Here is a 13,015-nt window from a genome sequence, read left to right as displayed (position 1 = left end):
CGAGTAGAAGAGGCCGAGGAAATGGCGGATCAAGACAAGCTCCTGGACTACCTCAAGCGGGTTACCGCGGAGCTGCACGAGAGCAAGCGGCGGCTGCACGAGCTGGAGGCCGGCGTCCCGGAGCCGATCGCGATCGTCGCCATGAGCTGCCGTTTCCCCGGCGGCGCGGACACTCCCGAGGACCTGTGGCGGCTGCTGGCCGACGAGTCCGACGTGGCCGGGCCGTTCCCGACCGACCGGGGCTGGGACCTGGGCGCGCTGTACGACGAGAACCCGGACGCGCCCGGCACGACCTACTCGACCGAGGGCTACAGCCTGGACGGCGCCGGCGACTTCGACCCGGCCTTCTTCGGCATCTCGCCGCGCGAGGCCATCGCCATGGACCCGCAGCAGCGGCTGCTGCTGGAGACCTCGTGGGAAGCCTTCGAGCGGGCCGGCATCGACCCGGTGTCGCTGCGGGGCGACCGGGTCGGCGTGTTCGCCGGCACCAACGGCCAGGACTACTCGGGGCTGCTGGCCTACGCCAAGGACACCGACACCTTCCTGGGCACCAGCAACTCGGCCGCGGTGATCTCCGGCCGGATCTCCTACGTGCTGGGGCTGGAGGGGCCGGCCGTCACCGTCGACACGGCGTGCTCGGCGTCCCTGGTGACCCTGCACCTGGCCGCGCAGGCGCTGCGGGCCGGGGAGTGCAAGCTCGCGCTGGCCGGCGGGGCGACGGTGATCGGCACGCCGGCGATCTTCGTCGGGTTCAGCCGGCAGCGCGGCCTGGCCTGGAACGGGCGGTCCAAGGCGTTCTCCGACGACGCCGACGGCATCGGCCTGTCCGAGGGCTGCGGCATGCTGCTGCTGGAGAAGCTGTCCGACGCCCAGCGCAACGGCCACCCGGTGCTGGCGGTGCTGCGCGGTTCGGCGATCAACCAGGACGGCGCGTCCAACGGCCTGACCGCGCCAAGCGGCCCGTCGCAGCAGCGGGTGATCCGGCAGGCGCTGGCCGCCGCCGGCCTCTCGACGTCCGATGTGGACGTGGTCGAGGCGCACGGCACCGGCACCGCGCTGGGCGACCCGATCGAGGCCCAGGCGCTGCTGGCGACCTACGGGCAGGACCGGGAAACCCCGCTGTGGCTGGGATCCGTCAAGTCCAACATGGGTCACACGCAGGCGGCCGCCGGTGTCGCCGGCGTGATGAAGATGGTGTTGGCGCTGCGGAACGGGGTGCTGCCCAAGACCCTGCACGTCACCGAGCCGTCGTCCCATGTGGACTGGAGCGCCGGCAAGGTCTCGTTGCTCACGGAGTCCGTGCCGTGGCCGGCGGGGGACCGTCCCCGCCGGGCCGGTGTGTCGTCGTTCGGCGTGAGCGGCACCAACGCGCACGCGATCATCGAGGAGGCGCCCGCCGCCCCGGCTTCGCCCGTCACCGAGTCGAACGTCGCCGTGCCGTGGGTGTTGTCGGCGACGTCCGAAGCCGCGCTGCGGGCCCAAGCCGGGCGACTGGTGTCCCATGTGGACGGTATGAACCCGGTCGACGTCGGCTGGTCCCTGTTGACCACGCGGTCGGTGTTCCATCACCGCGCCGTGGTGCTGGGCGAGGACCCGCTCGCCGGGGCTCGGGCGCTCGCGTCGGGCACGGCCAATGCCGACGTGATCACCGGGACGGCGGTCGCCGGCCTGACCGCATTCTTGTTCTCCGGTCAGGGTTCGCAGCGGGTCGGCATGGGTCGCGAGCTGTACGCGGCCTACCCGGCGTTCGCCGAGGCGTTGGACGCGGGGCTGGCCCACCTGGACGCCGATCTCCGTGACGTGATGTTCACCGGCAGCGCCGACCTGAACCAGACCGCTTATACGCAGCCGGCCTTGTTCGCCATCGAGGTGGCACTGTTCCGTCTGCTGGAGTCGTGGGGCGTCAAGCCCGATTTCGTGGTCGGCCACTCGATCGGCGAACTGGCCGCGGCGCACGTCGCCGGCGCACTGTCCCTTGAGGACGCTTGCCGTCTGGTCGCCGCTCGCGGTCGGTTGATGCAGGCGCTGCCCGAAGGCGGCGCGATGATCGCGATCCAGGCCACCGAGGCCGAGGTTCTGCCGTACCTGTCGGACAAGGTCTCGATCGCCGCGATCAACGGGCCGAACTCCGTGGTGGTGTCGGGTGACGAGGAGGCCGCCCTCGCGGTGGCCGCGAGGTTCGAGAAGACCAAGCGGCTCAAGGTTTCCCACGCGTTCCACTCGCCGCTGATGGCCCCGATGCTGGACGAGTTCCGCAAGGTCGCGGCGAGCATCACCTACCAGCGGCCGGAAATCGCGGTCGTGTCCAACCTGTCCGGCGACCTGGTGTCGGCGTTCGACGCCGAGTACTGGGTGCGGCACGTACGCGAGGCTGTGCGCTTCCATGACGGCGTCGAGAGCCTGCGCCGTAGTGGTGTGACGCGGTTCGTGGAGGTCGGGCCGGACGGCGTGCTGGCGGCCATGGTCGACGGCGCGGTGGCGGTGCTGCGCCGCGAGCGGGACGAGGTGCGCACCCTGACCTCGGCCCTGGCCACTTTGTACGTCCAGGGCGGGCCCGTGGACTGGCGTCAGGTGCACGCCGGCTCCGGCGGCCGTCGGGTCGACCTGCCGACTTATGCCTTCCAGCACAACCGTTACTGGGTCGAGCTGACCGAGGTCGCCACCGATTTGCGCGCGGCCGGCCTGACCGCCGCCGACCACCCGCTGCTGGCGGCGATGACCGTGGTCGCCGACTCCGGCGGCTACGTCTTCTCCGGCCGCCTCTCGACACGGACCCAGCCGTGGCTGGCCGACCATGTGGTGCTGGGCAACGCGATCCTGCCCGGCGCGGCGTTCGTGGAGCTGGCCGTGCGGGCCGGCGACCAGGTCGGCTGCGGCCGGGTCGACGAGCTGGTGCTGGCCGCGCCGCTCGTGCTGCCCGAGCAGGACGGCGTCCAGCTCCAGGTGATCGTGGGCGCGGCCGACGAGCACGGCGTCCGGCCGGTCAGCGTGCACTCCCGGCCCGAGGACGGCCAGGACTGGACCCTGCACGCGACCGGTGGCGTGCGCGCCGCCGACGGCGTCGAGGGCGACCGGCTGGAGCAGTGGCCGCCGGCCGGGGCCGTGGAAGCCGACATCACCGCCGTCTACCAGACGTTCACTGCCGCCGGCATCGACCACGGCCCGGCATTCCGGGGCCTGACCCGGGCGTGGCGGCTGGGCGAGGAGGTCTTCGCTGACCTCGCCCTGCCCGACGGCGTCGCCCGGGACGCGCAGCGGTTCGGCATCCACCCGGTGCTGCTCGACTCCGGCCTCCAGGCGCTGGGACTGGGCGTCGGCGTGGGCAAGCAGGACACCGCGCTGCCGTTCCTGTGGAGCGGCGTCACCCTGCACGCCACCGGCGCGGCGGCCGCGCGGGCCCGGCTCACGCCGGCCGGCGACGGCGTGGCCATCACCTTCGCCGACCTCGACGGCCAGCCGCTGCTCACGGTGGAATCCTTGGAGCTCAAGGAAGTCACCGGCGTGCGTGACACCAGCGCCGACCCGCTGCACGGCATGGACTGGGTCCCGCTGACCGCGCCGACGCCGGCCAGCACCCCGCGCTGGGCCGTGCTCGACGGCTCCGAGGAGACCGACCTGGGCCTGTCGGCCGGCGCGGTCTGGACGGCCCTGGACATCGAAGGCCTGATGGTCTCGGTGGCCGGCGGCATCACCCGTCCCGATTACGTTGTGCTGCCGTGCGTCGGCAGCGACCTCCGAGCCGCCATCGATCGGACGCTCACGCACGTGCGGGCCTGGCTGGCCGACGACCGCGTGACCGATCAGCAACTGGCGATCGTCACCCGCGGCGCGCTGGCCGCCACCGCCGACAGCGACGTCACCGATCTCGCGAATTCCGCGCTGTGGGGCCTGATTCGCTCCGCGCAGGCGGAGAACCCCGGCCGGTTCATCCTGGTCGACGTCGACGGCACGGAGTCCTCGCGGGCCGCGCTGCCGGCGGCGCTGGCCTCCGGCCAGAGCCAGTTGGCGCTGCGGGACGGCGTGATCCACGTGCCCAGGCTGGCGCGGATCCAGCCGGCTTCCGTGGACCAGGTCGACCTGAGCGGCCCCGGGGCCGTGCTGCTGACCGGCGGGACCGGCACGCTCGGCAAGATCTTCGCCCGGCACCTGGCCGCCGAATACTCCGCCCGTGAGCTGATTCTGTTGAGCCGCAAGGGAATGGACGCCCCCGGCGCACCCGAGCTGGTGGCCGAACTGGCCGAACTCGGGGCCACGGCCCGAATCGTCTCCTGCGACGCCGCCGACCGCGACGCGCTCGCCGCCGTGCTGGCCGGCCAGCGGCTGACCGGCGTGGTGCACCTGGCCGGCGTGATCGCCGACGGCGTGATCGAGTCGCTCACCCCGGACAGCGTCGCGCAAGTGCTGCGGCCCAAGGCCGACGCCGCCTGGCACCTGCACGAGCTGACCCAGGGCCAGGATCTGCGGATGTTCGCGGTGTTCTCCTCGGTCTCCGGCGCGATCGGCGCCGCCGGGCAGGGAAACTACGCCGCTGCCAACACCTTCCTGGACGCCCTGATGGCTCGGCGTCGCGCCGCCGGCCTCCCCGGTGTCTCGCTCGCGTGGGGCCTGTGGGGCGAGGGCAGCGAGCTGACCGGCGGGTTGCAGGATCGCATCGCCCGCGGCGGCTTGCTCCCGATGTCCACTGTGGAGGGAACGCGGCTGTTCGACGCCGCGCTGCGGGCCGACCGCTCGCTGGTCGTCCCGGCCGCGCTGGACCTGAAGGCCGTCCGCGAGCAGGGCACGACCTTGGCCAAGCTGCTCGGGCTGTCCGCCCCGGTCACTCGCCGCAGCGCCGCCACCGGCACGGACAGCGGCGGCCTGCTCCGCGAGCTGGCCGGCAAGTCGACGGCCGAGCGCGAGGACACGCTGCTCACCCTGGTCCGCTCCTGCGCCGCCGCCGTGCTGTGGCACGACGGGCCGGAATCCATCGACCCCAACCAGGGGCTGGGCGAGCTGGGCCTGGACTCCCTGACCGCGCTCCAGCTGCGCAACGCCCTCAACGCCTCGACCGGCCTGCGCCTGCCGGCGTCCATCGTGTTCGACCACCCGCTGCCCGTCGACCTGGCCCGGCACCTGCTCGACAAGCTCGCCGACTCCCTCGACGGCGCCCCGACTCCCACCGCCCAGCCCGCCGCCGCCGCGATCCCCGGGCAGACGCTCGGCGACCTGTACTGGTCCGGCAGCCGCAACGGCAAGGAGAACGAGGCGTTCGCCGTGGTCTACGCCGCCGCGCAGCTCCGCGACACCTTCGACACGGTGTCCGGGGCGACCCGGGCCCCGCAGCCGATCAAGCTGGCCCGTGGCGGCGGGCTCAAGCTGCTGGCGTACTCGTCCTATGCCCTGCTCGGCGGCGTGCACCAGTACATCCGCCTTGGCCACGAGTTCAACGGCTCACACGACCTGCTCGCCTTCCCCAACCCCGGTTTCATGGACGACGAGGCCCTGCCCGCCTCGTTCGACCTCGCCGCCCAGGTCCTGGCCGAGGCCACCCTCCCGCACGTGACCGACGAGCCCTTCGCGGTCCTCGGCCACTCCGCCGGCGGCATGATGGCCCACACCGTCGCCAGCCACCTCGAAGCCGCCGGCGTCCACCCCGCCGCCGTCCTCGTGATCGACAGCTTCGCCCCCGGCGACAAGGCCTGGAACGCCACCGCCCAGGGCGACACCCTGCGCGAGGCGCTGGCCATGGGCGACCAGTTCTCGGGCTACATGGACTTCACCAAACTGACCGCGATGGCCTGGTACATGCGGGAAAGCGAGACCTGGACCCCGCCGGAGGTCAAGGCCCCGGTGCTGTTCCTGCACGCCACCGACGAAATGGGCGAAGGCCGCCCCCGCGCCGTGCAACCCACCTGGCGCACCGACCACGTCGCCCTACCCGCCCCCGGCGACCACTTCACCCTGATCAGCGGCCGCGAGAAGTCCACCGTCCGCATCCTGACCGACTGGCTCCGCGACACCGTCTGACCCCTCGCCAGCCGCGCCCGCTCCCCGGAGCGGGCGCGGCCCACGTCTTCCGGAAGGACCCCTACCCGAGATCGGCGATCTGCCGGCGCAGGCGGTCGCTGTCCGCGTCACGTCCCTGGGCCCGGCACAGGATCTCCGCCTCCCGCCACGCGGTTCGCGCCTGGTCGGGCTGGCCGATCTCGGCGTGCAGGGCGCCGATGTGCTCGAGTGTGTCCGCGACCTGGTAGTCGTTGCCCAGCGTGCGGAACAGGCCCAGCGCCTGCTCGTAGTTGGCGAGCGCGTCCGCGTGGCGCCCGGTCATGGCGTCGATGTAGCCGAGGCTGTCCAGGGCGGCGGCGAGGCCGTCGCGGTTGTCCTGGCTGCGGTACAGGGGCAGCGAGGCCAGGCACTGCTCGCGGGCGAACTCGTGCTCGCCGACGTGCGCGGCTTGCCACGCGACCAGGTTGAGGGCCTCCGCCACGCCCGGTCCGAAGTCGACGGCCCGATAGAGGTCCAGGGCGCGTTTGGCGTGCTCCAGCGCCTCGCGGCGACCGTCAGGCTCCCGTGCGCGAGCCATGGACAGGAATCGGTGGGTCTGCGCCTGCTCGAAGGGATTCCCGCTGTCCTCGGCGAGGGCGAGCGCCTGGTGAAGGTGGGTGAGCGCGGCATCGTGCTCGCCGAGACGGAGGAACGCGTCACCCAGCCGCCGCGTGGCCGTGATGACCGTGGCTACGTCCTCCAGGCGCCGCGCGGCGGTGAGCCCGGCCCGGCAGCTCGCGAGCTCGTCGCCGTGTCGGCCGCGCCTGATGTGGTACGTGTTCAGTATTCGGGTCAGCAGCCACACCACCCGGTGCCAGCCGTGATCAGCCGCGACCTGCTGGGTCGCCATGAGGCAGGCGTGTTCGGCGTCGAACCAGGCCATGGCCTCCGCGTTGTCCCGCACGGCCTGCGGCACGCATCCCTCGACCGGCGGGTCGAGGTCCAGCGGAAGCGCGTGGGGGGTGAGGATCCGGTTCGCGGCGTAGGCGGTGTGCAGGTAGAAATCGGTCACCCGGCGCAGCGCCGACCGCCGGACATCGTCGTCCGACACGGAGTCGCGGGCGTACAGCCGTACGAGATCGTGCATCCGGTACCGGTCGGCGGCAGTGCGTTCGACCAGGGACGCCTGCGCGAGCGCGGCCAACCGAACACCGGTGTCACGGTGCGGCCCTCCGGTGAGGGAGGCGGCCGCGGCCAGGCCGATGTCCGGGCCCGGCGCGAGTCCGAGCAACGCGAAGACGGCGGCCTGCTCGCTCGGGAGGGCACGTGCCGACCAGGACAACACGGCGGGCAGACTGGCCTCCGGGTCCTCGTCCCGGAGCACAGTCAGACGCTGGCCTTCGTCGCGCAGTTGCGCGGCCAGCGCCGACAAGGGCTCACCGGACGCCAGCTGCGCCCGGGCACAGACGATGCCGAGGGCCAGCGGCATGCCGGCGCACGCCTGGAGCAGATCCACGACCGCCTCGGGTTCCGCCGCCACCCGATCCGCTCCCAGCCGCGTGGTGACCAGTTCACGCGCCTCCCGCTCGGCGAGGACGTCGACCACGAGATGCCGTGCGCCGTGCCGGACGACCAGCCCGGTCAACTGGCGACGGCTGGTGACGACCACCGCGGACGCGGAGGCGCCGGGAAGCAGCGGAGTCACCTCGGCGGCGTCCTCGGCGTTGTCCAGGACGATCAACATCCGCCGGTCGGCGAGCAGGTCACGCAGCATCGCGGTCCGTCCGGTCAGATCAGGGGGGATCCGGCCGGCGGCGACACCGAGCGCCGCCAGGAACTCCCGCGCCACGGCGGCGACGGCCACCGGCTCACCACCGGGCGAGAATCCCCGCAGGTCGACGAACAGCTGTCCGTCCGGGAACCGGTCGAGCTGGTGGTGCGCCCAGTGCAGCGCCAGCCAGGTCTTGCCCATGCCGCCGGCGCCGGCGAGCGCGAAGATCACCGGCGCGCGGCCGGCGGCGATCGCGGCCTCCAGCGCCGAGGTGAGGGTGGCGAGCTCATCGGCCCGTCCGATGAAGTCCGCCGGGGCGGGCGGCAGCTGCCGCGGCGCCGGGAGGCGTTGCGCGCTCGGCGCCGACGGACGGTCCAGGTCCGGCGCGGTGGTCAGGATCCGCTGGTACAGGTCCTGTAGTTCGGGACCGGGGTCGGTGCCCAGCTCGTCGGCCAGGCCGGCCCGAACGACGTGGTAGTGCCGCACCGCCTCGGCCTGCCGGCCGCCGCGGTAGAGGGCGAGCATCAGCTGCCCGGCGGCTCGCTCGTCCAGTGGCCGATCCCCGGTCCGCAGGGTCAGCGTCGGCACGAGTCGCTCGTGCCGGCCGCAGCGCAGCGCCACGTCGGTCCACTCGTTCTCGACGGCTTCCCGTTCGACCTCCAGCGCCGCCCGGGCCGACGCCAGCCATTCCGTGTCCAGATCGGCGAAAGCGGGGCCACGCCACAGGTTCCGCGCCTCGTCGAGCAGCGCGAGGGTTTGCTCGTCGTTGTCGGCCCTGCGCGCGCGGGCCACCAACGCGTGGAAGCGATGCGCATCGATGAGCGACTCGTCCACGGCCAGCAGGTAGCCACCCGATCGACGCTCGATCCGGACCTCCGTCGCCGGCATCAGCGCGCTGCGCAGGCGGGAGACGTAGCTGTAGACGGCATCCCGGCGCGGTCGGCGGTCCCGCCACGCCCGCTCCAGCAACTGGTCGGCGGTCACCAGCCGGTTCGCCTCCATCAGCAACACCGCCAGCACACACCGCTGCCGGGCATGGCCCAGCTCGATCCGTCCCGCCCCGGTCACCGCCTCCACGGCCCCCAACACCCGGAACTCGACCGCCACCGTGCATCCCCCCACTGGTCGACCGCCTACCGGGGTAACAGATCCGACCAGCCGATTCAAGGTTTTCTCCAGGTTCGCCGACAGCCCCGGCGCGCACGGTGACCAAGGCAACCGACAACCACGACGAGAGGGGAAGACCATGCGGATCACCGCGAGAATCCTCGCCGGCGCCGGATCGGCGGTGCTGGCCCTGGCCTGCGCCGCGGCCGTCGCCGCGCCCGCGAACGCCTCGCCGAACTCACTGACGCTCAAGGTCGACAACGTGCAGCTCGGACACGGCGGTGACACCACCGGCGCGACCTACATCTACGCCTGCGACGACAGGGCCGACGGTCTTGGCGTGCGGATGCACTACCTGCTCCGCAACGGGGCCGGCGGGACGGTGGGCGACGCGAACGGCTCCGCCGCGGGCTGCGGTGGACGCACCGTCACCAGCGCCTCGAACCCAGCGGTGGAGATGGAGCTCTGCGCCGGCGTCAACAGCGCGGACACGTACTGCACGGGCTGGTGGCCGGCCTAGTCGGCGGCCGGTGCTGAGACAGCGAGGGATGAGATGGACATCAGGAAAGCGATCACCGTGGCCGTGATCGCGGTGAGCTGCGTCGGCGGCGGCGCCACGGCGGGTGTCGCCGACGCGGCGCCGACGTCGGTGCCGGAGTATTGCAGCGCCAACCCGTACAACAGCGCGAACGGCTTCATCCTCCCGGGGAAGGTGGTGCGGGGACCGCAGGCTGTCGCGGCCGGACGGACCGTCGCGCTGTATCGGGCGCAGAGCACGGTGAACGGCGGCTTCTACGACTGGGCCGAGATCCACGGCGCCGGCGCGGGGTCGGACCGGGTGTGGATGGACGTCAGCTCGGACGGCGGCAAGCACTGGGACCAGTGCGGACCGTTCAACCGCAGCAGTCGCTACTACACGCCGGCCACGCGGGAGAGCTCCAACTCGAGTGTCGAGTTCCGGGCCTGCGGCGACGTGCTGGTCAACGGCAGCCGCGTGCACGCGTGCACCACCTGGTTCTGAGTGCTCGGCCGACGGAAAAGGCGGCGTAGTCGGGGTGGGGACCGACTACGCCGCCCGGGGGTTCCGGTCACGACGTCAGCGGCGGGCCGGGTGGTGGTAGAAGCCGGCGCCGGCCTTGCGGCCGAGGCGGCCGAGGCGGGTGAGCTCGGTGAGCATGAGGGTGGGCTTGACGTCGGGGTCGTGGTTGACCTCGTGCAGGCGGCGCTGGATGGCCTCGCCGACGTCGAGGCCGATGGCGTCCATGAGGGCGAAGGGGCCGAGGGGGTAGCCGAGGCCGCTCTCGACCGCGGCGTCGATGTCCTCGATGGCGGCGGCGCCGGCCTCGACGAGCAGGACGGCGTCGTTGAGGTAGGGGAAGAGCAGGTAGTTGACGATGAAGCCGGCGCGGTCGGAGCAGTCGACGGGGGTCTTGCCGAGCGAGCGGGCCAGGGCGTGGGCGGTGGCGACGACGTCGTCGGCGGTGAACTTGGTGCGGCAGACCTCGACCAGCGCCATGGCGGGCGCGGGGTTGAAGAAGTGCATGCCGAGCACGTCGTGGCGACGGGAGGTGGCCTCGGCGCAGTCGCCGACCGACAGGCTGGAGGTGGTGGTGGTGAGAATGGCCCCGGGGCGGCAGACGCGGTCGAGGCGGCCGAAGATCTCGGCCTTGACGTCGTCGTCCTCGGCGACGGCCTCCATCACCAGGTCCCGGTCGCCGAGGTCGGCGAAGGTCGATGACGGGTGCAGCCGGGCCAGGGCGGCGCGGCGCTCGTCGGGGCTGACCTGCCCGCGGCGCACGGCCCGGACCAGGGCGGCGTCGATGGCCTCGACGGCGGCCTCGGCCTTGTTCTGGTTGCGGGCCAACAGGATCGTGTCGAAGCCGCCCAGCGCGGTGACCTGCGCGATGCCGCGGGCCATGGTGCCGGAGCCGACGATGCCGATCGTGGCGACCGGGCGCGGCGCGGCCTCGTCGGCGCGGCCGGCGGTGGCCGGCGGGACGACGGCGCCGGCGGGTTGGTAGTCGTAGATTCCCTTGCCGGCCTTGCGACCCAGCTCCTGGCGGGCGACCATCGCGGTCAGCAGCGGGGCGGGCGCGTGGGCGGCGCGGCCGCTGCGGCGGTGCAGGTCCTCCAGCCCGGCGACGACCACGTCCAGGCCGATCCGGTCCAGCAGCTCCAACGGCCCGGCGGGCAGGCCGCAGCCCAGCCGCATGGCGGTGTCGATGTCCTCACGGGTGGCGTAGCCGGCCTCGTACAGCGCGGCCGACCGGTTGAGGTAGCCGAGCAGCAGGTCCCAGGCCAGCGGTCGAGCGGGGCCGAAAGCCTTCTCCACCAAAGGAAGTCGGCCCAGCAGCGCCCGTAGCGCGCCGACGGATTCGGGGTCGGACATGGTGGTCGCGACGACCTCGAAGCCGGTGCCGGCCACCGGCGGGAGCAGCAGGCGCAGGCCGACCAGCTTGGTCGGGTGGCCGGAGGCGGTGGCCAGCGCCGGCAACGACAGCGACGCGGTGGTGGAGACCAGGACCGTCTCGGGGGAGCAGGTCGCGGCCACCGCGCGCAGCACGGCGCTCTTGACCTCGGGGTCCTCGGTCACGGCCTCGATGACCAGATTCGCCTCCGCCAGCGCGGAGATCTCGCCCGCGACCGGGATCCCCCGGGCCGCAGCCCGGGCGGTGGCGACCGGGTCGCAGTCCACGGCGACGACCGGGATCCCCGCCCCCGTGAGCAGTTCGGCGCAGGCCAGCCCGAGCGAGCCGAGTCCGACGACGCCGACAGCGGTGTTCTGTTCAGTCACAGCAGATGTCCTTCCCGGTCAGATGCGGAACCTGGTCAGCTGGGGCAGGTGGCGTTCCCGGGTCTCGTGGTCGGTCACGCCCAGGTCGGCCTGGGGGGCGAGGCAGAGCACGCCGACCTTGCCGTCGTGCCGGTTGGCGTGCACCTCGCCGACGGCCTCGCCGATGTCGTCGAGTCCGTACACAGTGGACAGTGTGGGGTGCACCATGCCCTTGGCGATCAGGCGGTTGGCCTCCCAGGCCTCGCGGTAGTTGGCGAAGTGGGTGCCGACGATGCGCTTGAGCCGCATCCACAGGTGCCGGTTGTCGTAGACGTGCTCGTAGCCCGAGGTCGAGGCGCAGGTGACGATGGTGCCGCCGCGACGGGCCACGTACACGCTGGCGCCGAAGGTCTCCCGGCCCGGGTGCTCGAACACGATGTCGGGGTCCTCGCCGCCGGTCAGCTCGCGGACCAGGCCGCCGAACCGCTTCCACTCCCGCTGGTTCTGGGTGTGCTCGTCGGACCAGAACCGCAGGCCCTCGGCCGAGCGGTCGATCACCAGCTCCGCGCCCATGGACCGGACCAGCTCGGCCTTGCGCGGGCTGGACACCACGCACACCGGGATGCCACCGCCGTTGAGCACGAGCTGGGTGGCGTACGAGCCGAGGCCGCCGGCCGCGCCCCAGATCAGCACCACGTCGCCCTGCTTCATGTGCGCGCCGTTGGCCGAGACCAGCTGCCGGTAGGCGGTGGAGTGGACCAGCCCGGAGGCGGCGGCCTCCTCCCACGTCAGGTGGGCCGGCTTGGGCATCAGCTGGTTGGCCTTGACCAGGGCCAGCTCGCCCAGGCCGCCGTAGTTGGTCTCGAAGCCCCAGATCCGCTGCTCGGGGTCGAGCATGGAGTCGTCGTGCCCGTCGGGATGGGTCAGCTCGACGTTGAGGCAGTGCGCGACGACGCGGTCGCCGGGCTTGACCGAGCGGACCGCGCCGCCGGTGCGCAGCACCACGCCGGACAGGTCGGAGCCGACCACGTGGAACGGCTTGTCGTGCTGCTCCGCGCCCGGCACGGACCGGGCGTAGCGCTGGAGGAAGCCGAAGGTCGGCAGCGGCTCGAAGATCGAGGTCCACACGGTGTTGTAGTTGATGCTGCTGGCCATCACGGCCACCAGCACCTCGTCCGGGCCGATCTCGGGGGTGGGCACGTCGTGGATGTGCAGGGCCTTGGCCGGGTCCTTGTCCCGGGTGGCCATGCCGGCGAACATCTCGGACTCCTCGGCCAGCACGACCGCGCCGCGGTAGTTGTCCGGCACCGGCAGGGAGTTGAACTCCTGGGGTGGGGTGTCCTCGGCGAGGACGGCGTCGACTATGTGTTTCACTGCGCTCCCTAGCCGGACCTGTCACC

Annotated in this window: 6 protein-coding genes; 3 read left to right on the top strand and 3 right to left on the bottom strand. The window is 72.6% G+C overall.

The window, feature by feature from the left end:
• Positions 1 to 21: 21 nt before the first annotated feature.
• A complete protein-coding gene (locus tag ACIG5F_RS13300; protein ID WP_396517894.1) occupies positions 22 to 6,006 on the top strand; it encodes a beta-ketoacyl synthase N-terminal-like domain-containing protein in 5,985 nt (1,994 codons plus the stop codon).
• A gap of 61 nt (positions 6,007 to 6,067) precedes the next feature.
• Here ACIG5F_RS13300 and ACIG5F_RS13295 read toward each other — a convergent pair whose 3' ends face one another.
• Positions 6,068 to 8,842 (bottom strand): BTAD domain-containing putative transcriptional regulator, encoded by a 2,775-nt coding sequence (locus tag ACIG5F_RS13295; protein ID WP_396517893.1) that lies wholly within the window; start codon positions 8,840 to 8,842, stop codon positions 6,068 to 6,070.
• A gap of 139 nt (positions 8,843 to 8,981) precedes the next feature.
• Between ACIG5F_RS13295 and ACIG5F_RS13290 the strand changes: the two genes are divergently transcribed.
• Positions 8,982 to 9,362, top strand: a complete 381-nt coding sequence (locus ACIG5F_RS13290; RefSeq protein ID WP_396517892.1) for a hypothetical protein — start codon at positions 8,982 to 8,984, stop codon at positions 9,360 to 9,362.
• A gap of 33 nt (positions 9,363 to 9,395) precedes the next feature.
• Positions 9,396 to 9,863, top strand: coding sequence for a hypothetical protein (locus ACIG5F_RS13285; RefSeq protein ID WP_396517891.1), 468 nt, complete (start codon positions 9,396 to 9,398; stop codon positions 9,861 to 9,863).
• Between the two features lie 75 nt (positions 9,864 to 9,938).
• Here ACIG5F_RS13285 and ACIG5F_RS13280 read toward each other — a convergent pair whose 3' ends face one another.
• Both ACIG5F_RS13280 and ccrA read right to left on the bottom strand, forming a co-directional pair.
• The gene (locus tag ACIG5F_RS13280) at positions 9,939 to 11,636 is read right to left on the bottom strand and encodes a 3-hydroxyacyl-CoA dehydrogenase family protein (RefSeq protein ID WP_396517890.1); all 1,698 of its coding nucleotides are present in this window, start codon (positions 11,634 to 11,636) and stop codon (positions 9,939 to 9,941) included.
• An 18-nt stretch (positions 11,637 to 11,654) separates the two neighbouring features.
• Positions 11,655 to 12,989, bottom strand: coding sequence for a crotonyl-CoA carboxylase/reductase (gene ccrA / locus ACIG5F_RS13275; RefSeq protein ID WP_396517889.1), 1,335 nt, complete (start codon positions 12,987 to 12,989; stop codon positions 11,655 to 11,657).
• Positions 12,990 to 13,015 lie beyond the last annotated feature (26 nt).

Source organism: Kutzneria sp. NPDC052558, from assembly GCF_044547355.1.
GTDB lineage: Bacteria > Actinomycetota > Actinomycetes > Mycobacteriales > Pseudonocardiaceae > Kutzneria.
Note: the sequence above shows the minus strand (reverse complement) of the source record. Positions and strands in the feature narration are given on the sequence as shown.